Origin of the sequence: Bacillus sp. 3G2 (assembly GCF_044324725.1) — a bacterium.
In the GTDB taxonomy this organism is placed as follows: Bacteria; Bacillota; Bacilli; order Bacillales; family Bacillaceae_G; genus Bacillus_A; species Bacillus_A mobilis.
The window spans coordinates 4285823-4306290 of sequence record NZ_CP172246.1 but is presented as its reverse complement, the minus strand read 5'-3'; the positions used below and the strand labels follow the sequence as shown (position 1 = coordinate 4306290).

The 20468-nt window shown below is 36.1% G+C and carries 22 protein-coding genes and 1 pseudogene; 17 read left to right on the top strand and 6 right to left on the bottom strand.

Annotated elements, in window-relative coordinates:
- The first annotated feature begins 11 nt into the window (after window positions 1–11).
- The 5 genes from ACHZK0_RS22100 (at window position 12) to srtB (ending at window position 6361) form a co-directional block, all read left to right on the top strand.
- Window positions 12–2843 (top strand): NEAT domain-containing protein, encoded by a 2832-nt coding sequence (locus ACHZK0_RS22100; protein WP_395760873.1) that lies wholly within the window; start codon window positions 12–14, stop codon window positions 2841–2843.
- Between the two features lie 69 nt (window positions 2844–2912).
- Window positions 2913–3794 (top strand): heme ABC transporter substrate-binding protein IsdE, encoded by an 882-nt coding sequence (isdE, locus tag ACHZK0_RS22095; RefSeq protein ID WP_395760872.1) that lies wholly within the window; start codon window positions 2913–2915, stop codon window positions 3792–3794.
- 27 nt (window positions 3795–3821) lie between these two features.
- Window positions 3822–4805, top strand: a complete 984-nt coding sequence (locus ACHZK0_RS22090; RefSeq protein ID WP_097818329.1) for a FecCD family ABC transporter permease — start codon at window positions 3822–3824, stop codon at window positions 4803–4805.
- Entirely contained in the window at window positions 4795–5565 is a 771-nt protein-coding gene (locus tag ACHZK0_RS22085; RefSeq protein WP_262743026.1) for an ABC transporter ATP-binding protein, read from the top strand. The genes ACHZK0_RS22090 and ACHZK0_RS22085 overlap by 11 nt, the downstream gene beginning before the upstream one ends.
- A 31-nt stretch (window positions 5566–5596) precedes the next feature.
- Window positions 5597–6361 carry a class B sortase gene (gene srtB / locus ACHZK0_RS22080; RefSeq protein WP_270344155.1) on the top strand — a complete coding sequence of 255 codons (765 nt, stop codon included), beginning with the start codon at window positions 5597–5599 and terminating at the stop codon, window positions 6359–6361.
- A gap of 69 nt (window positions 6362–6430) precedes the next feature.
- Here srtB and isdG read toward each other — a convergent pair whose 3' ends face one another.
- A complete protein-coding gene (gene isdG, locus ACHZK0_RS22075) occupies window positions 6431–6754 on the bottom strand; it encodes a heme oxygenase (RefSeq protein WP_000587815.1) in 324 nt (107 codons plus the stop codon).
- Between the two features lie 299 nt (window positions 6755–7053).
- On the opposite strand from isdG, the gene ACHZK0_RS22070 reads away from it, so the two are divergent.
- Window positions 7054–8253 (top strand): class I SAM-dependent rRNA methyltransferase, encoded by a 1200-nt coding sequence (locus ACHZK0_RS22070; RefSeq protein ID WP_395760871.1) that lies wholly within the window; start codon window positions 7054–7056, stop codon window positions 8251–8253.
- 39 nt (window positions 8254–8292) lie between these two features.
- Here the strand turns inward: ACHZK0_RS22070 and ACHZK0_RS22065 are convergent, their stop codons facing one another.
- Entirely contained in the window at window positions 8293–8487 is a 195-nt protein-coding gene (locus tag ACHZK0_RS22065) for a YwbE family protein (RefSeq protein ID WP_001014310.1), read from the bottom strand.
- Entirely contained in the window at window positions 8488–8661 is a 174-nt protein-coding gene (locus ACHZK0_RS22060; protein WP_001293582.1) for a hypothetical protein, read from the bottom strand. It lies immediately after the preceding gene.
- 171 nt (window positions 8662–8832) lie between these two features.
- On the opposite strand from ACHZK0_RS22060, the gene ACHZK0_RS22055 reads away from it, so the two are divergent.
- The 7 genes from ACHZK0_RS22055 to ACHZK0_RS22025 all read left to right on the top strand — a co-directional run bounded on the left by ACHZK0_RS22055 (window position 8833) and on the right by ACHZK0_RS22025 (window position 14019).
- Entirely contained in the window at window positions 8833–9525 is a 693-nt protein-coding gene (locus ACHZK0_RS22055; protein ID WP_262743023.1) for a response regulator transcription factor, read from the top strand.
- Window position 9526: 1 nt separating this feature from the next.
- Window positions 9527–10462 (top strand): HAMP domain-containing histidine kinase, encoded by a 936-nt coding sequence (locus ACHZK0_RS22050; protein ID WP_262743022.1) that lies wholly within the window; start codon window positions 9527–9529, stop codon window positions 10460–10462.
- Between the two features lie 125 nt (window positions 10463–10587).
- Window positions 10588–11511 carry an ABC transporter ATP-binding protein gene (locus ACHZK0_RS22045; protein WP_262743021.1) on the top strand — a complete coding sequence of 308 codons (924 nt, stop codon included), beginning with the start codon at window positions 10588–10590 and terminating at the stop codon, window positions 11509–11511.
- Window positions 11504–11665, top strand: a complete 162-nt coding sequence (locus ACHZK0_RS22040) for a hypothetical protein (RefSeq protein WP_002112131.1) — start codon at window positions 11504–11506, stop codon at window positions 11663–11665. Before ACHZK0_RS22045 ends, ACHZK0_RS22040 begins: the two co-directional genes overlap by 8 nt.
- Before the next feature lie 34 nt (window positions 11666–11699).
- A complete protein-coding gene (locus ACHZK0_RS22035) occupies window positions 11700–12395 on the top strand; it encodes an ABC transporter permease (protein ID WP_262743020.1) in 696 nt (231 codons plus the stop codon).
- Between the two features lie 34 nt (window positions 12396–12429).
- Complete coding sequence (locus ACHZK0_RS22030; RefSeq protein WP_262743019.1) at window positions 12430–13302, top strand: DUF4097 domain-containing protein; 873 nt, start codon at window positions 12430–12432, stop codon at window positions 13300–13302.
- Window positions 13303–13326: 24 nt separating this feature from the next.
- Window positions 13327–14019 (top strand): ABC transporter permease, encoded by a 693-nt coding sequence (locus ACHZK0_RS22025; RefSeq protein ID WP_262743018.1) that lies wholly within the window; start codon window positions 13327–13329, stop codon window positions 14017–14019.
- A gap of 61 nt (window positions 14020–14080) precedes the next feature.
- On the opposite strand, the gene ACHZK0_RS22020 is transcribed toward ACHZK0_RS22025, so the two are convergent.
- The 3 genes and pseudogenes from ACHZK0_RS22020 to ACHZK0_RS22010 form a co-directional block, all read right to left on the bottom strand.
- Window positions 14081–14413 carry a spore coat protein C gene (locus tag ACHZK0_RS22020; protein ID WP_262743017.1) on the bottom strand — a complete coding sequence of 111 codons (333 nt, stop codon included), beginning with the start codon at window positions 14411–14413 and terminating at the stop codon, window positions 14081–14083.
- 138 nt (window positions 14414–14551) lie between these two features.
- Complete coding sequence (locus ACHZK0_RS22015) at window positions 14552–15055, bottom strand: DinB family protein (RefSeq protein WP_262743016.1); 504 nt, start codon at window positions 15053–15055, stop codon at window positions 14552–14554.
- Window positions 15056–15225: 170 nt separating this feature from the next.
- A pseudogene (locus tag ACHZK0_RS22010) lies at window positions 15226–15398 on the bottom strand (iron chelate uptake ABC transporter family permease subunit); the annotation flags it as partial.
- Between the two features lie 193 nt (window positions 15399–15591).
- Here ACHZK0_RS22010 and ACHZK0_RS22005 point away from each other — a divergent pair.
- The 4 genes from ACHZK0_RS22005 to ACHZK0_RS21990 all read left to right on the top strand — a co-directional run bounded on the left by ACHZK0_RS22005 (window position 15592) and on the right by ACHZK0_RS21990 (window position 20464).
- The gene (locus ACHZK0_RS22005) at window positions 15592–17106 is read left to right on the top strand and encodes a BclA C-terminal domain-containing protein (protein WP_395760870.1); all 1515 of its coding nucleotides are present in this window, start codon (window positions 15592–15594) and stop codon (window positions 17104–17106) included.
- A 190-nt stretch (window positions 17107–17296) separates the two neighbouring features.
- Complete coding sequence (locus ACHZK0_RS22000; RefSeq protein WP_270339849.1) at window positions 17297–18982, top strand: long-chain-fatty-acid--CoA ligase; 1686 nt, start codon at window positions 17297–17299, stop codon at window positions 18980–18982.
- 61 nt (window positions 18983–19043) lie between these two features.
- The gene (locus ACHZK0_RS21995) at window positions 19044–19676 is read left to right on the top strand and encodes a TetR/AcrR family transcriptional regulator (protein ID WP_073516650.1); all 633 of its coding nucleotides are present in this window, start codon (window positions 19044–19046) and stop codon (window positions 19674–19676) included.
- Window positions 19677–19687: 11 nt separating this feature from the next.
- A complete protein-coding gene (locus tag ACHZK0_RS21990; protein ID WP_000911294.1) occupies window positions 19688–20464 on the top strand; it encodes an enoyl-CoA hydratase in 777 nt (258 codons plus the stop codon).
- Window positions 20465–20468: the final 4 nt, after the last annotated feature.

Sequence of the window (20468 nt, the reverse complement as noted above, 5' to 3'; positions counted from 1 at the left end):
GCGTTATTTCATTGAATAGATATCTTAAAATTGTTGTTGCGATGTGTTTAATGATATTTACATTCGTATCAACATTACAACCTCTTGCAGTTCAAGCAGCTACTAAATTAGCCGATGGTGAATATTCAATTGGTTTTCAAGTTATTAAAGACACGTCAGATGAAATATCTAAAATGAATGACTATGTTATAAGTCCAGCTACTTTAAAAGTAAAAGATGGTAAACAAAAAGTCTCATTTACTTTAAAGAATAGTGAATGGATTACGAAGTTTACAACAGAAAAAGCTGGTCAGTTTGTTGATGTAAATGTGCTAGGGGAGGATAAAGAGAAGAATACTAGAGTAGTAGAATTCGATGTAGTCGATGTAGCAAACCTTTTAAATGGAAAAGTAAAAGTAGATATCGATGCAATGGATTATCATCATGTTTTTGACGTTCGCATTAAATTTGATTCAAGTAGTATTACACTAATTAAAGCAGAAAAGCCAAATGAAAAAGAGGATCCAGCGAATAAGCCAGATCCAAATGAAAAACCGGATCCAAGTCAGAAGCCCGACCAAAAGCCTGACTCAGATCAACAACCCAATTCTAACACAATTAACGATGGGAATTATAGCATTCCATTTAAAGTGTTAAAAAACAAGACAGATGAAGAATCTAGAATGAAAGACAAGTTAATAAGTCCAGCCGTATTAAAAGTAGCAAACGGTAAGAAAAAAGCGACTGTAACATTAACAGATAACGCATCAATTAAAAATTTCCAAACAGAAAAAGATGGTTCATTTGTTGATGCAAAAGTAATCAGTGAAAATAAAGAGAAAAATACAAGAGTAGTAGAATTTGAAGTAGACAATTTATCTAAAAAGTTAAATACAAAAGTATTTATTGAAGTGGCATCACAAAATTATAAACAAACGCATGAATTACAACTTCAATTTAATCAAGAAAAACTTGAGCCAATTAAGAACGAAGAAAAGCAACCAGATGGTGATAAGAAGCCAGAGGTAGAGAAACCAGAAGTAGAGAAGCCGAATGTTGAAACAATTAAAGACGGCGAATACAGCATTAACTTTAAAGCGTTAAAAGATCAATCAGAAGAAATTTCAATGATGAACACGTACACGAAGAGTCCAGGTTTGTTAAAGGTGAAAGATGGTAAAAAATATGTATCATTCACATTAACGAACAGTGCGTGGATTACAAAGTTTGAATTTGAGAAAAATGGTTCGTTCGTTGATGCAAGTGTATTAAGTGAAGATAAAAAAGCTGATACACGCGTAGTGGAAGTAGCAGTAGATGATTTATCAAAAAAATTAAATGCAAAAGTAAAAGTAGATATCGATTCAATGAATTATCACCATTTCTATGACATTCAATTTGCATTTGATAAAGGTAGCATTAAACCGTTAGACAACCAAGGTGGAAACAATAACCAAGGCGGAAACAATAACCAAGGCGGAAACGACAACCAAGGCGGAAACGACAACCAAGGCGGAAATGACAACCAAGGCGGAAACGACAACCAAGGCGGAAACGACAACCAAGGCGGAAACGATAACCAAGGCGGAAACAATAACCAAGGTGGAAAAGACAACCAAGGCGGAAACAATAACCAAGGCGGAAACAATAACCAAGGTGGAAAAGACAACCAAGGCGGAAATAATAACCAAGATAATAACACAACCATTGATCCAAAAGCTCTTAAAGATGGTGACTACAGTATTGGCTTTAAAGTTTTAAAAGATAAAACAGAAGAAATTTCAATCATGAACACATATACAAAGAGTCCAGCTGTACTAAAAGTGAAAGATGGTAAGAAGTATGTATCGTTTACATTAATGAATAGTGCATGGATTACAAAATTTGAGTTTGAGAAAAATGGTTCTTTTGTTAACGCAAAAGTGTTAAGTGAGAATAAAGAGCAAAATACAAAAGTAGTAGAGTTAGAAGTAGATGATTTATCGAAAAAATTAAATGCAAAAGTAAAAGTAGATATTGATGCAATGAATTATCACCATTTCTACGATGTTCAATTTGTATTTGATGAAAATAGTATTAAAGCTTTAGGTAACCAAGGCGGAAATGATAACCAAGGTGGAAATAACAATCAGGGCGGAAACGATAACCAAGGCGGAAACAACAATCAGGGCGGAAACGATAACCAAGGTGGAAATAATAAACCAAAGGTAATAGTTGATCCAAAAAATTTAGTAGATGGTGAATATGATATTCCATTTAAAGTGTTAAAGGATAAAACAAATGAGCTTTCAAAGATGCATGACTACACTGTACATCCAGCAAAATTAATCGTGAAAGATGGTAAAAAGTACATTGAAATGACGCTGAAAAATAGTGCGTGGATTACGAAATTCCAAACAGAAAAAAATGGTCTATTTGCTGATGCAAAGCTAGTGAGTGAAGATAAAAATGCAAATACAAGAGTAGTGCAATTTGAAGTAAGTGATTTATTTGCAAAATTAAATGCAAAAGTAAAAGTTGATATCAACGAAATGAACTACCATCATTTCTACGATGTCCAAATTCAATTTGATACAAATAATATTGGTGGGTTAGGAACGATTAAAGAGGATCCAAAAAAAGATCCGAAAAATGATTCGAACAATCCAGTGATTACACCGCAAGTAGATCATGTAAAAAAAGTAGAAAATCCTGATTTTAACCGAAATGCAGATGATAAGAAGAAAAAAGAAGACCAAAAAAATGATTCGAAAAAAGAGAAAAACTCAAAAACGGCAGATACAGCACAACTAGGCTTATACATGGTGCTACTGCTTGGGTCACTTGCTTTACTAGTTCGTAAATATAGAGCAGGTAGATTGTAATTTTTGAAGTCTTGATGCATGTTCGCATGCATCAAGACTTGTTTCATATTGTTCGGAAAGGAGTGGTGATTGAGAGTGAAGAAACTTGCAAGTGTACTAATGGCTATCATTTTATTAGTGAGTATAGCTGGATGCTCGGCGCCCAAAAAAGAAGCAGTAAAGCAGGTAAAGAGTGAGAGTAAAGAGAGAGTTGTTGCCACGACAGTCGCTGTTACTGAAATTATGGATGCGTTAGAAGTCGATTTAGTTGGTGTTCCAACGAGTACGAAAGATTTACCAAAGAGATATAAAGGTTTACCTGAAGTCGGGAATCCGATGAGTCCTGATATGGAAAAGGTAAAATCATTAAAGCCGTCAGAAGTATTATCCGTGACAACACTTGAATATGAATTAAAGCCAGTTTTTGATGGTATAGGTATGAAAGCAAACTTTGTAGACTTAACTAGTTTGGAAAATATGCAAAATTCCATTAGTAAATTAGGTAAGCAATATGGACGCGAAAAACAGGCTGAAGCAGTTGTAACGAAGTTAGATAACAAAGTTGCAGAAATTAAAAAAGCAGTAAAGGGAAAGAAAGAACCGACAGTGCTTATTTTATTAGGTGTGCCGGGAAGTTATTTAGTAGCAACAGAGCATTCTTACATTGGTGATTTAGTGAAACAACTAGGTGGTAAAAATATTGTACAAGGTGAACAAGTAGAATATTTAGCTTCTAATACAGAGTATTTAAAAAAAGCAGATCCAGACATTATTTTACGAGCAGCTCATGGTATGCCTGATGAAGTTGTGAAAATGTTTGATAAAGAATTTAAAACAAATGACATATGGAAGCACTTCGCTGCAGTTAAAAATAACCGTGTTTACGATTTAGAAGAGCGTTTATTTGGGACGACAGGCAATTTAGCAGCAATTGAAGCGTTAGATGAATTGAAAAAAATGATGTATCCGTGATGCATTTTAATATAAAGGAAGAGTGGAATGAATAAAAAAACTTGGAGTTTCCTCATTGTTACTGCATTGCTTATTGTTATGACATCATTGTCAGCAATGAAAGGGAGTTTAGAAATAGGGATAGTGGACCTTGTACAAGGGATATTTACAGGGACCAATGAAGATGTTGAAGTAATTAAAGATTTACGTTTCCCGCGTATTATTATTGCGCTGTTCACCGGGGCGGCTCTTGCTGTTTCAGGTGTGCTTTTTCAAGCTGTTATGAAGAATCCACTTGCTGATGCTGGAGTAATCGGTATATCTTCAGGGGCGAGTTTTATGACACTTGTTATTATTACGCTGTTCCCACAATTCTTTTTCTGGACACCGGTATTCGCCTTTTTAGGTGGTGCGTTCGCATGTTATCTCGTTTATGCATTTTCATGGAAGTCAGGGTTAAGTCCACTTCGTATTATTTTAGTTGGTATAGCGATTAATGCGATGTTCACTGGATTAAATGAATCGTTCATTACAATTTGTGGATATTTCATTAAGAGTATTAAGCAAACGACGACTTCTAACATAACGATGAAGACGTGGGGCGATGTAGAAATAATGGTTACGTATGGAACAATTGGTCTTATTCTTGCTCTGTTTGTAGGAGCTTGGTGTAACTTATTATCGTTACAAGATAAGACTGCGAAAAACTTAGGGCTGCACGTGACAAGAGTTCGTCTTATTATTTCTGCTATTGCAGTACTTTTAGCGGCGGTATCAACAGCGATTGCAGGAGTTATCGCTTTCGTAGGATTACTCGTTCCGCACATTTCAAGACAACTAGTCGGTTCAGATCATAAAGTATTAATTCCATTTTCTGCTCTTGCAGGAGCGTTATTAATTTTGACGGCGGATACGATTGGAAGGTTAATTGTGCCACCTAACGAAATTCCAGCGGCGACGATTATGGCAGTTATTGGTGGGCCATTCTTAATATTCTTGCTTAGAAAGAGTGATAAAGTTCATGGAAATTAAAAATGTAACCTTTTCGTATGATAATGTAACGGATCGATTAAAGTCGGTTAGTAGTGAAATAGAAGTTGGTAAAATTACAACAATTATTGGTCCAAACGGTTGTGGGAAATCGACATTACTTGGCGTGATGTCAAGAAATCACGATCCTCGTAGCGGAGAGGTAATACTGGATGGAAAGGCGATTAGCCAATATAAACCGAAAGAGTTTGCTAGAAAGTTAGCCGTTGTCCATCAACAAAATGAAGCACCGGCAGATATGACGGTGGAGAAATTAACAAGTTTTGGTCGTATGCCTCATAAAAATATTTTTTCCTCGCAAACTGATGAAGATAGAGAAGCAATCGAAAGGGCTTTAGCATGTACGAATTTATTAAGTAAACGTGATAAAGAGATTCATGCTTTATCTGGTGGAGAAAGACAACGTGTTTGGATTGCTATGACGTTAGCTCAGAAAACACCAATGCTCTTTTTAGATGAACCGACCACCTATTTAGATATTTATTATCAACTTGAAATATTAGAGCTAGTAAAAGAGTTAAATGAAGTACATGGATTGACGATTGTTATGGTATTACACGATATTAATCAAGCGATTCGCTATAGTGATCATATCATCGTTATGAAAGACGGCGAGATTGTTACGAAAGGTAAGCCGAATGATGTTGTGACAGAAAGTATGATAAAGACGATATACGGTGTAGATGTCGTTGTAAAGCAAGATGAAGATACAGGATTGTATATGGTCCCAATGGGTATTTAAATATGCGAACAATCCGTTTTGAGGTGATAATTTGAGTAGTAAAAAAGAACGGAAGAAGAATTCTTTTTTTCAACGAATACTTACAGTTGTTTTTTTAGGTACCTTTTTCTATTCAGTATATGAATTAGGTGATATTTTCATGGATTACTATGAAAATCGTAAAGTAATGGCCGAAGCACAAAACATTTATGAAAAAAGTCCGATGGAAGAGCAATCACAAGACGGGGAAGTGCGTAAACAGTTCAAAGCTTTGCAGCAAATTAACCAAGAAATAGTTGGATGGATTACGATGGATGATACACAGATTAATTATCCAATCGTTCAAGCGAAAGACAATGATTACTATTTATTTCGTAATTATAAAGGTGAAGATATGAGAGCAGGAAGCATCTTTATGGACTATCGTAATGATGTGAAATCTCAAAATCGAAATACTATTTTATATGGTCACCGTATGAAAGATGGTTCTATGTTTGGAAGTTTAAAGAAAATGTTAGATGAAGCGTTCTTCCTGTCACATCGTAAATTATATTACGATACATTATTTGAAGGATATGATCTTGAAGTGTTCGCGGTGTATACAACAACAACTGATTTTTATTACATTGAAACGGATTTTAGCAGTGATACGGAATATACATCATTTTTGGAGAGAATCCAAGAAAAATCGTTGTACAAAACGGATACAAAATTGGCAGCAAGTGATCAAATCGTAACACTTTCGACGTGTGACTATGCGCTTGATCCGGAAGCAGGAAGGTTAGTCGTGCATGCGAAACTAGTAAAAAGACAGTAAATAAAAAAGTATAGAATATGAGAAGTGGTAACGCTTCTCATATTCTATACTTTAAAAAAAGAAATATGTTTACTGTGCTGCAGCCATTGGCATACGTACAACTTTCACATCATAGTAAGAGATTTTATTATCAAGAATATAATCTGGCATTCCACCTTGATGTGAGTGAGCTGCTTTAAATGCTGGGCTCTTCGTCCAACCTTGGAAATCTTCTTTTGCATTCCAGCGTGTGCTAATTGTTACTTCATCATAATCAACTGTATTTTGCGTTAAAAGAACTTCTAATCCTAAAAAGCCTGGCATCGTTTCAACTTGACCTACTTTATTAAAACGATCAATTAATTTATGTCCATTTCCCTTTGTAATTTTAGCTGTATTTGTAACAATAATCATGTTTTATTCCTCCTATTAAATGTAGCCTGTATTTTCGAGAACTCATATACATTAAATGATAATGAAAATCATTATCATTGTCAATGGTAAATGTGAAATATATAAGGATTTTTTCTATTATGTTGGACAGTAAGAATTTCAGTTCAAAATGTAGTAAATATGGGGCCGTTAAGCGAGAGTATGAGCGAGTTGTACTAGCAAAGCAATAATATGGTATAGTGAAACGAGGCTGTTTTTTCAGTCTCGTTTTTTAAATGCTTCCTGTAGAGAAAGCATGCAAATGGAAAGGAAGTTATTATATGCGATCAGAAGTTACTATAAAAATAAAACCGAAATTTATAAAAGAAATTAAAAGTGGATATCCGCTTATTTTAAAAGATGCAATTCAAAATTTAAATGATGTTCAGGAAGAAGGAACAATCATTAAAGTAGTAGATGAGAAGAACCATTTTGTTGGAAAAGGTTATTATGGAAAACAAAATAAAGGATACGGCTGGATTTTGACGAGAAAAGAGAGTGAACAAATTAATCAATCTTTCTTTGAAAGTAAAATTAAATCTGCCTTACATAAACGAAAGCAATTTTACAAATCAGGTGATACGACAGCATTCCGCGCCCTAAACGGTGAAGGTGATGGTCTTGGTGGCTTAATCATCGATTATTATGATGGCTATTATGTAGTAAGTTGGTATAGTGAAGGGATTTATACTTTCAGAGATGAGATTATAGCAGCTCTTCAAAAAGTAGCAAACTTTAAAGGTATTTATGAGAAAAAGCGTTTTGATACGAAAGGGAAATACATTGAAGGCGATGATTTCGTAGCAGGAGAGCGCGGTGAATTCCCGCTTATCGTAAAAGAGAATGGCGTGAACTTTGCGGTGTATTTAAACGACGGAGCGATGGTTGGTGTATTTTTAGATCAACGAAACGTTCGAAAACAAATTCGTGATAAATATGCAAAGGGAAGAACCGTGTTAAATATGTTCTCTTATACAGGCGCTTTTTCTGTATTTGCAGCGCTTGGTGGAGCGAGTAAAACGACGAGTGTCGACCTTGCAAATCGTAGTTTAAGTAAAACGATTGAGCAGTTTAGTGTAAATGAAATTGATTATGAAGCGCAAGACATTATTGTAGAAGATGTCTTTCTGTATTTCAAATATGCAGCTAAGAAAAAGATGAAATTTGATATGGTCGTACTTGACCCTCCAAGCTTTGCACGCTCAAAGAAATATACATTTAGTGCAGCGAAAGATTATAAAAACTTATTAAAAGAAACAATTGCGATTACAGAAAATAACGGGATTATCGTTGCTTCTACAAATTGTAGCGCATTTGATATGAAAAAGTTTAAAGGATTTATCGATACGGCATTTAAAGAAATGAATGGCAAATATAAAATATTAGAAGAACATTCTTTACCAGAAGATTTCCGTACCATTGATCAATTTAAAGAAGGAGACTATTTAAAAGTAGTTTTCATCGAGAAAATTAGAGGTTAATAAAGAAAAAGGAGCTCGAGTTTACTTGAGCTCCTTTTCTTATTGAACGATATTTTGTACTCTACCGACTTGCCCGTCTTGTAATCGCACTTTAATGCCATGCGGATGAGAAGGGGAGTTTGTCAAAATATCTTTTACAATGCCACGTGTTAGTTTGCCCGTTCGTTGATCTTGTTTTAATACAATATCAACTTCAAGACCTGGTGCGATATTAGAACGCTTTTGTCCGTTCATTTATACACCTGTACGTCTACGTTGGTTGTTTGTTTTCTTCGTTTGTTGGTTTTGTAATTTTTTTGTTTCTTGGCTTTGGTTTTTGGCAGTTTGACCATTACCGTTACCTTGCTTTTTCTTTGCAAGTTGTTCGCGCATTAAATCAGCTAAGCTTACTTTTTTGTTTTCTGACATGATAAAGTCTCCTTTATATAAAGTTAATTATGAACTATCGTAGTAAATTTCATCATATCATTGTTATGGAAGGAAGGGAAGTTGGTTTGAAAATTCATATAATTCTTCACAGTGTTCAGTCGTTACGATACAATTAAAATGTTAATGTTTGTAAAAAAAGGGGATAGACATATGTCACATCATATTTTATTAGTTGAAGATGATATTTCAATTCAAGAGATGGTGGAAAAGTATTTAATAAAAGAAGGCTTTCAAGTAACAATTGCGTCTGATGGAGAAGAGGGCGTGAACACATATTTAAAAGGTTCATTTGATTTGATTATTCTCGACATTATGATGCCAAAGTTAGATGGCTTAGAGGTTGTGCGAATTATTCGAGAAAAAAGTGCTGTTCCGATTTTAATGATGTCAGCAAAAGATACCGATGTTGATAAAGCTGTTGGATTAGGACTTGGAGCAGATGATTACATTTGTAAGCCATTTTCTATGATTGAATTAGCTGCACGTGTAAAGGCAGGTATTCGGAGGTCTACGAAATATTCAGCTACAGAAGAAACAGAAAAGATGATTCAAATTGGTGATTTAACAATTGATCCAATTAATTTTACGGTAGAAAAAAACGGGAAGCCTCTCAAACTTACTTTAAAAGAATTTGAGATCTTAAAACTGTTCGTCAAAAATCAAAATCGTGTATTTACGAAAGCACAAATCTATACGTTAGTTTGGAACGAAGAGTATTACGGTGACGATAACGTTATTAATGTTCATATGAGAAGATTGCGAGAGAAAATCGAAAGTGATCCATCTAATCCAGAATATATTAAAACGTTATGGGGCATCGGTTATAAGTTGGAAGTGATGTAATATGGTCAATTTGTTACTAGGTATTATTTTTATATTGTTATGCGTCATTTACATACAATATAAAATGAGAAAAAATAGTAGTAAAAATTTACGATACACATATGAAAAGTTAGAAAGTATTGTAAATGGACAAACAGGCGAGAAGTTACTCGTTATGACAGATGATCTAGAATTGCAAAAATTATTAGTGGCAATTAATCAATTATTAGATGCAAAACAGAAAACGAATGCAGATCATGCAAAGGTAGAAATTTCGATGAGAAAAATGCTTTCAAATATTTCACATGATTTAAAGACGCCACTAACAGTTATTCTTGGATATACAGAAATGTTAAATAAGGATAAAACGATGAACAAAGAAGAACAGCAAATATTACTTGAAAAGGTGCATGTGAAAACACTAGAAGTAATGGAACTAATTCATAAGTTTTTTGATTTAGCAAAGCTAGAATCTGGTGACAAGGCAATCGAGATGACAAAAGTAAATATGAATGAAGTTTGTCGGGAGAAGATTTTATCTTTTTATGATTTAGTGACGACGAAAGGGTTTCAAGTTCATATTGATATACCAGAAAGAAATATATTTGCACTTGGAAATGTAGAAGTAATAGGCAGGGTGTTGAATAATTTAATATCAAATGCGATTACATATGGAGGCGATGGAAAGACACTTGGTATGACGTTAAGAGATGATGAAACGAGTGTGTATATAGATGTATGGGATACAGGAAAAGGAATTGACGAATCTCATATTGATAAAGTATTCGAACGTATGTATACACTGGAAGATTCTAGAAATAGATTGTATCAAGGAAGCGGTTTAGGGTTAACGATTACGAAAAGGCTTGTGGAAGCGATGGATGGAAAAATACATCTTTCTAGTAAGCCGTATGAAAAAACAATTTTTACAGTTGTATTAAAAAAGATGCTGTTTTAGCTTGTAGAGAAGTAAATTCTACAAGCTTTTTTTCAGCGTAAGGAATTTGTAAGGAACCGGTAAGAAAAAAGAGATTTCCGTTGTCTATTATAGAAGTATAAGGTAGTGCGAAAGGAGACAGTGACATGACATATATATTAAAAACGAATCAGTTAACGAAAGTGTTTAAAGGGAAAGAAGTTATTTCTAGCGTTAACATGCATGTGAAAAAAGGCGAGATATACGGTTTCTTAGGACCGAATGGTGCAGGTAAAACAACGATTATGAAAATGATCACAAATTTAATAAAACCGACGAGCGGTGATATTGAAATTTTTGGTGAGAAGTTAACGGATACATCTTATGAATTGTTAAAGCGCATGGGGACAATTATCGAATATCCAGTCTTTTATGATAAATTAACGGCGAAGGAAAACCTAGAATTACATTGTGAATATATGGGGTATTACGATAAAAACGCAATTGATCATGCTTTACATTTAGTGAAGCTGCACGGTATAGATGATAAAAAAGTAAAAGATTTTTCATTAGGGATGAAGCAACGACTTGGTATTGCAAGGGCGATTATGACGAAGCCAGAATTACTCATTTTAGATGAGCCAATTAACGGTTTAGATCCAATTGGTATTAAAGAATTAAGAGACTTATTTAAAATGCTTTGCAAAGAATATGGTATTACGTTACTAGTCTCTAGTCATATTTTAGGCGAGATGGAACTAATGGCAGATACAATCGGTATGATTCAAAATGGAAAACTAATAAAAGAAGTTTCAATGAAGAGTATTAACGGAAAACAAACAGAGTACATTGAAATTACTGTTCCTGATGTGAAGCGTGCAGCTTATATTTTAGAAGATAAACTCGGTATAAAAAATTACAAAATAATGAGTGGAAACATGATTCGTGTGTATGAATTGAAGGCGACGCAGCAAGCTATTTCAAAAGCACTTATTATGAACGATGTAGAAATTGAAAGTATTAATAAAAAACATAGTTCCTTAGAAGAATATTTCTTAAATGTAATGGATGGAGAGGGCATTCATGCTTAATGGATTGTTAGTGAATCTAGTAAGTGGATTGATTGTAATGTTCATAAGTGGGATTTTATATTATAGAAAACCTGAGCGGAAATGGCCGTTAATTTTACTAGTGATAGGAATAGTAAGCGTAGTTACGGCTGGAATTAGAATGTTAGTAGCATAGAGATCGTTATGTCAGTAATGGAGGTGTGGTTTATATGTTTAAATTAATGAAACTTGAATGGAAGAAACATAAATTATCTAGTTACTGTAAAGGGGTAGCCATTTGTATTATAGCAATTTTTGCTGCGGTAAGTTTTATGGGGTTGGGAGCGAAAGGTGAAGGAGATGCGGCGCTCACTGATTTCACAAAGTATATGATTTTAGCAAACCTATTTATTAGGATGACTTTTCTTATTTTTAGTGCGGTCATTTTATCACGTTTAGTAATTGATGAGTATAAGAACAAAACGATGCAACTATTGTTTATGTATCCACTACAAAGGAAAAAGTTAATGAGAGCGAAATTAACAATTGTTTTTAGTTTTTGTTTTGTGAGCATGATTATTGCTACTTTCAGTATTAGTTTGCTCATATTTCTTATGAATCCAATGATGGGGCTGTTTGAAACACCTATGACGATGGGGGAAATAATAGCTACCGTTCCAGCTACTTTTATAAGTGCATTTATGATATCTGGAATAAGTTTAATTCCTTTATTTTTTGGGATGAGAAAGAAATCGGCACCGACAACGATTACGTCTGCAGTAATAATTGGGATGTTAGTGAACAGTAACTATGGAAATGGTGTAAGCTTTTATGATTATATTGTTATTCCAATTACACTCTGTTTATTAGGAATTTTCATTAGTTATCTATCGTATCGTAAAATCGACAAGATTGATGTGGCGTAAAATAAGCTTAAAACAACAATGAACTGGGGTATGAATGGTGAAAAAAATAATAGTAATTGCAATTTTGTTTCTGACAATTGCTAGTGCGATTTTTGGTTTTAAGACATTTCAGGGGAAGGATTTTAAGAAAGAAAAGTCTTTTGAGATAAATCATATAAAGGAAATAGAAGTGGACAATGAAAACTGGGATGTTGAATTTAAAGGTACAGACGCTAACAAAATAGTGATTTTCGCCCAAGGTCAACGAGCAGATAAAAATCTAGATCCCGTCGAAATAGAACATGAAGGAAATAAAGTTGTGATTAAGCAAAAGCAAAAGATGAACAGATTCTTTAATGGTTTTACGTTTAAGAAGAAAAATAGTATATCTATAGTTATTCCGAAGAAAGAAATAGATAACATTGTATTAAATAATAAATCGGGTGATGTGAAAATAAGCGATATAGAAGTGAAAAATATCGTGACAAAAAGTGAGTCTGGAGATGAAATGGTTGTAGGACTATCAGCGGAGAAAGGTGAATTCATATCGAAAAGTGGAGAGTTAGCTGTAAAAGATAGTTCAGTACAAGAATTAAATATAAAGTCTACGACTGGTGATAACTATATAACAAATGTAAGTAACTCAAATATGAACATCATTTCAACATCCGGTGAAGTATTACTGAAAGATATGAAAGAAGGAAAATCGTTATTTGTAGAAACAAAATCAGGAGATATTGGCGTACGGTATAAAGGTATTCCGACATCTTTAAAATTTACGGCTAAAAGTAATTCGTCTGACGTAATGGTGAATGTAAAAGGACTTAAGAAAGATAAAAATACAGAAAAGGTAAAAGCAGGAACCATTGGTGATGCAAAAAACGAAGTGAAGATTTTAAGTGAAACAGGAGCGATTTATATCGATTAAAATGTAAATGAAAGGAGGACTATTATGCTACGTCTTATGAAGCTAGAAATGAAGAAGTTTAAGCTTGGATGGTATGTAAGGGGAGCGATTATTGCAAATGTCGCTATACTGGCATTACTGATCTTTACGAGCATCGTTTCTCAAATAGAAGGAGATCCAGAAATGAGAGATCCACAGATGGTTTTGTTAATGGCTAGTACATTAGTAAGAGCAACATTTATTATTTTTGGTAGTGTGTTAATCGCAAGGTTAATAATTGGTGAATATAAAAACAAAACAATACTACTTATGTTTTCTTATCCTATTAATCGGAGGAAAATGATGAGTAGTAAGTTGGCCATTATAGCGCTAGTAACATTTATAACAGTTATTTTATCTAATATTTTAGTAGTAGGAATGTTCTTTGGGATAGATAGCTATTTTTCAATTCTTCCTAATTCATTCACAGTAGATCAATTGATGCGAGAAGGGATAAACCTTGTTCCTTTAGCCGTTGCAACTGCGGGAATAAGTTTAATCCCACTATATTTCGGAATGCGTAAACGTTCAGTGCCGACTACAATTGTTTCATCCCTTATAGTTGTATCAATTGCAATGAATAGCACTACGTTTTCTGTAGCAACTTTTCTTCCTCTTCAACTGGCACTTGCAGCAATTGGAGTTGTGATTGCATGTTACGGAATTAAAAATATAGAGAAGGAAGATGTAACTGTATGACAAGAATAAGAAAAAGAGTTGGCGTTACACCAACTCTTTTTTGTATATGTATGCTTCGTTACTACTCTGTAAATTTGGAGTGTTTGCTTAAATACTCTTGCACTCCTGGAGAAATATTAAAGTTATTAGGACTTTTATATTCAATAGTAAAATCTCCGTCTTTACTTGTTTCAAAGGAGATTGCATAGCTATTCATTTTAGCATCGTAAGAAGCATTTTTGACTTCTGCATCTAGATCAAAGTATTTTGTAATATATTCTTTTGATTCCGTAACTGCTGTTTGTTTCCCCCAAGGGGTACCATAACTTGTGAAATAAAGAGATACGCTAATAACTCCAATAATAGAAGTTAGTAAAATAGTTCCCATAACTATTTTTTTATTTTTTGTATTCAATTTGGTTGCTCCTCTTCATAATATGTATTCATTTTAACCTATCTTTTCCATAAAACAACCATTTAGTAAAAAATAGTTTCACATGAAACAAGTTACAGAAAAAGACAAGGTTTGTAAATCCCTTGTCTTTTTTTGTTGTTACATTTTAGGAGCTTCCATGCCAGCTGCAGCCCATTCTTCTTTTGCTGGGCCATATACGCCAGGAACTGTTAAGCCAGCTTGCCGCATTAAAACTGTCATTTGTCCGCGGTGATGATTTTGATGATTGATGAGTGTCATTAAAAATATAGAATTCGGCATAGGACGACCAAAGAAGTCATTAATAGTAGCTAAGTCTTTATCAGTCCATGCACCTTGAAGGGCTTCAACAAAAGCCGTATTCACTTTACGATACTCATCTGCAATTGTTGCTGCAGAAGTTGGTACAGGATAATCTTTCGTCTCTCCGTCAAACTTAAGTCCTGTGCCAGATAGCATAACAGGCATTGCCGTCACGATATGCCAAGCAACTCTGCCTAACGTCCAGTGCCCAGGTGCAATTTCTTGTGATAAAGACTCATCTGTTAATGCATCGAGCATTTTTTGAGTAGACTCAGCCTCGTATGTCCATGATTGCAAGAAGCCTTCAATAGTTTGGTACATATTTATCCCCCCTAGTTATGTTCATAGGTTACATTCGTGAAAAAAAGATAGTTTCCTTTTGCCCTATAAGAACGAATAAAAATGTAGGCTTTTGACAAGAAGCCTCTTTTTTAATTAATCTTCTTCCCACTCTTCCTCATCAACCATAAGAAATAAGGTGCTTCAAGTACAGCGACGTTCAAATTTGCACTAACGATAAAGATTTGAATAATCGCTGAGTCGAGAGCTGAAATAACGATTCCTATTAAAGAAAGGGCTGTTGGGCTAAATCCTAATTTTCATGAAAAGAAAAGACAATTCCAACTGTAAGTAGTCCTCCAATGAATGCACCAATTGGATTGAAGTTTATATGTATATGCAGAATAGAGAAAAAGAATTTCGTTTGAGCAAGAAGGCGAAAGTACAAGCAAAAGGAGTGAGAATTGCATGTAATAATTATTAGAATGTATGGAGTAAAGTTTTTCCGTGTTATTTGATAAGCGTTTTCTAAGTTGTTGTTTATACTTAAAAGATTGAATTTGAAGGAAGGGATCAACATGTATTCATGGAGTAATAATCAAAATGGATATTGTGAGTGTAATAATCAAAATGGTGTACATGTTGATTCATGCTGTTTTAGTTGTGATGGGACAGTTCCTAAGCTGGGCCCAACAGGTCCAACAGGAGCGACAGGCCCAACAGGATCAACGGGTCCAACAGGAGCGACAGGAATAACGGGAGCGACAGGCCCAACAGGATCAACAGGTCCGGCGGGTCCAACAGGAGCAACGGGAATAACAGGATCAACGGGTCCAACGGGTCCAACAGGTCCAACAGGTCCAACAGGAGCAACGGGAATAACAGGATCAACGGGTCCAACAGGAGCAACGGGAATAACAGGATCAACGGGTCCAACAGGAGCGACAGGAATAACAGGGTCAACAGGATCAACGGGATCAACAGGTCCGACGGGTCCAACGGGAGCAACGGGAATAACAGGATCAACGGGTCCAACGGGAGCAACGGGAATAACGGGAGTAACAGGTCCAACAGGAGCGACAGGAATAACAGGATCAACGGGTCCAACAGGAGCGACAGGAATAACGGGAGCGACAGGCCCAACAGGATCAACAGGTCCGACGGGTCCAACAGGAGCGACAGGAATAACGGGAGCGACAGGCCCAACAGGATCAACAGGTCCGACGGGTCCAACAGGCCCAACAGGATCAACAGGTCCGACGGGTCCAACAGGATCAACGGGAATAACAGGATCAACGGGTCCAACAGGAGCGACAGGAATAACAGGGTCAACAGGATCAACGGGATCAACAGGTCCGACGGGTCCAACGGGAGCAACGGGAATAACAGGATCAACGGGTCCAACAGGAGCGACAGGAATAACGGGAGCGACAGGCCCAACAGGATCAACAGGTCCGACGGGTCCAACAGGATCAACGGGTCCAACAGGAGCGACAGGCCCAACAGGATCAACAGGTCCGACGGGTCCAACAGGATCAACGGGAATAACAGGATCAACGGGAGTAACAGGTCCGACGGGATCAACAGGATCAACGGGTTCGACAGGATCAACGGGAATAACAGGCCCAACGGGAGCAACAGGATCAACAGGTTCGACAGGTCCAACGGGAGTAACAGGTACAAGTATCACGGCGACGTATGCATTTGCAAATAATACGTCAGGAACAGCGATATCGGTACTTCTAGGTGGAACGAATGTTCCGCTTCCAAATAATCAAAACATCGGTCCAGGAATTACTGTTTCTGGTGGAAACACAGTATTTACGGTTGCAAATGCTGGGAATTATTATATTTCATATACGATTAATATAACGGCTTCATTATTAGTCAGTTCACGGATTACAATTAATGGAGGGGCACTTGCTGGGACGATTAATTCTCCTGCGGTAGCAACCACATCATTTAGCGCAACAATTATTACAACTCTTGCAGCAGGAGATGCTATTAGTTTGCAACTATTTGGTTTGTTAGCTGTTGCCACATTATCAACAACTACACCAGGAGCTGTGTTAACGATAATAAGATTAAGCTAAATAATAACTCTCTTATTCTTTTATAGATTAGGAGAGTTTATACATATAATAAGAAGTTAATGGAGTGAAGCATAGTTATATAAAAGTCAGAATATTATGATTGTAACGTTATGGCGACTATAATATAATGAAAACAACCATCATGAATGAACATTCATTTATTTTTTATGTATTTGAAGGGGGAATGAAGGTGGAAAAACCATGGTTGAAAAGTTATCCAGAAGAAATTCCAAGTACGATTTCTTATGATATTCAGCCGCTTCATGGATATGTGGAACAGGTGGCTTCTCGCTATCCAGAAAAGAAAGCGCTTCACTTTTTGGGGAAGGATATTACATTTTCAGACTTCCACGATAAGGTGAAGAGATTTGCAAATTATCTTCAAAAGCTCGGTGTGGAAAAGGGTGATCGAGTTGCTATTATGTTGCCGAACTGTCCGCAATCTGTAATTGGTTATTATGGTACATTACTTGCGGGAGGTATCGTAGTACAAACAAATCCACTATATACAGAAAGAGAATTGGAATACCAGCTTCATGACTCGGGAGCAAAAGTAATTCTTTGTCTCGATTTAGTGTTTCCAAGAGTAACGAATGTTCAAGCTGCTACAAAAATTGAACATATTATCGTAACCCGTATTGCGGACTTTTTACCCTTCCCTAAAAATTTACTTTATCCATTTGTACAAAAAAAGCAGGCAAATCTTGTTGTGAATGTGTCGGAAAGTGAAACGATTCATCTATGGAAATCAGTAGAACGAGAAAGTAATGTTAATGTTGAAGTTCCTTGTGATCCTGAAAATGATCTAGCTCTTTTGCAGTATACAGGGGGAACAACGGGATTTCCAAAAGGGGTTATGTTGACGCATAAAAACCTTGTTTCGAACACTTTAATGGGAGCGCATTGGCTATATAATTGTAAAGAAGGAGAAGAAGTAATTCTTGGTGTTCTTCCGTTCTTTCATGTATATGGGATGACAGCTGTAATGAATTTAAGTATTATGCAAGGGTATAAAATGGTGCTGATCCCGAAGTTTGATATGAAGATGGTTTTTGAAGCAATAAAAAAACATAAAGTCACACTATTTCCAGGGGCACCAACCATTTATATTGCTCTATTAAATAGTCCCCTCTTAAAAGAATATGATATTTCTTCTATCGAGGCTTGTATTAGTGGATCTGCCCCGCTTCCTATAGAAGTGCAGGAAGAGTTTGAGAGAGTTACAGGTGGAAAATTGGTAGAAGGTTATGGATTAACGGAGTCGTCGCCAGTTACACATGGGAATTTTTTGTGGGAAAAACGCGTGCCAGGAAGTATTGGTGTGCCGTGGCCGGATACAGAGGCAAACATTATGTCACTTGAAACTGGAGAGGCTTTACCTCCGGGTGAAATTGGTGAGATTGTTGTAAAGGGTCCTCAAATTATGAAAGGGTATTGGAATAAGCCAGAAGAAACAGCCGCTGTATTACAAGACGGATGGCTCCATACAGGGGATGTAGGTTACATGGATGAAGATGGATTTTTCTATGTGAAAGATCGTAAGAAAGATATGATTGTTGCGAGTGGCTTTAATGTGTATCCTCGTGAAGTAGAAGAGGTATTATATGAGCATGAAAAAGTGCAAGAAGTAGTGACGATTGGAATTCCCGATCCGTACCGAGGAGAGACAGTTAAAGCATTTGTTGTGTTAAAAGAAGGCATGGAGTGTTCTGAGGCAGAATTAAACCAGTTTGCGCGTAAATATTTAGCGGCTTATAAAGTGCCGAAAGTATATGAGTTTAGAGATGAACTGCCGAAAACGACAGTTGGAAAAATTTTACGTCGTGTCCTAATAGATGAAGAGAAAAAAAAGAATGAGGATGAGCAAACGGGCTAAGGCCCTTTCTTTTTGAAAAAATAGGATTGACACTTTTCTAAATAGTCAGTATTATAAGAATATGAATGACTATTCATTCAGTCATCTTCTTGAAGGGGACAGTAAAGTGAAGAAAAATAGACCGAAATACAATCAAATTATTGATGCGGCAGTCATTGTGATTGCGGAGAATGGGTACCACCAAGCGCAAGTTTCTAAAATAGCAAAGCAAGCTGGGGTAGCTGATGGCACGATTTACTTATATTTTAAAAATAAAGAAGATATATTAATATCCTTATTCCAAGAGAAGATGGGAGAATTTGTCGAAACAATTCGTCAAAAAACAGCAGGAATTGAAAGCGCTGTATCGAAATTGTTCATGTTGGTAGAAACGCACTTCTTGCTGTTGTCACAAAATTTTCCTCTTGCTATCGTTACGCAATTAGAGCTAAGACAGTCCAATCAAGACTTACGCCTGAAAATAAATGAAGTATTAAAAGGCTACTTACAAGTTATGGATGAGATTTTAGAGACAGGTATAAAGCAAGGTGAATTCCAAGCGGATTTAAATGTTCGCGTGGCAAGACAAATGATCTTTGGAACAGTAGATGAAGTTGTGACCAATTGGGTAATGAGCGATCATAAGTATGATCTGGTCGCACTTTCAAAAACGGTACATGGGCTACTTATTGCAGCTTGTGGTTATCGTCAATAATGGGAGGGATCATGTTGAAATTCCTATCTGTAAGAGTTGAAGATCATATCGCGGTGGCGACGTTAAATCATGCGCCGGCTAACGCGATGTCTTCACAAGTTATGCATGACGTTACTGAATTAATTGATCAAGTGGAGAAAGATGATAACATTCGTGTTGTTGTAATTCACGGTGAAGGGCGCTTCTTCTCGGCGGGAGCAGATATTAAAGAATTTACATCTGTTACTGAAGCGAAGCAAGCGACAGAATTAGCGCAGCTTGGACAAGTTACGTTTGAGCGCGTTGAAAAATGTTCAAAACCAGTTATTGCGGCAATTCATGGAGCGGCACTTGGCGGCGGTCTTGAGTTTGCTATGTCTTGCCACATGCGCTTTGCAACTGAAAGTGCAAAACTTGGTTTACCTGAATTAACACTTGGCTTAATTCCTGGATTTGCAGGTACACAGCGATTACCACGTTATGTTGGGAAAGCGAAAGCTTGTGAAATGATGTTAACAAGTACACCGATTACTGGTGCAGAAGCATTAAAATGGGGACTGGTTAACGGAGTTTTTGCTGAAGAAACATTTTTAGATGATACGCTTAAAGTTGCAAAACAGATTGCTGGAAAAAGCCCAGCGACGACTCGTGCTGTACTAGAGTTATTGCAAACGACGAAATCGTCTCATTATTATGAAGGTGTACAACGCGAAGCTCAAATCTTTGGTGAAGTATTTACGGGTGAAGATGGAAGAGAAGGTGTAGCAGCGTTTTTAGAAAAGCGTAAACCTTCATTTAGTGGCAGGTAGTTCA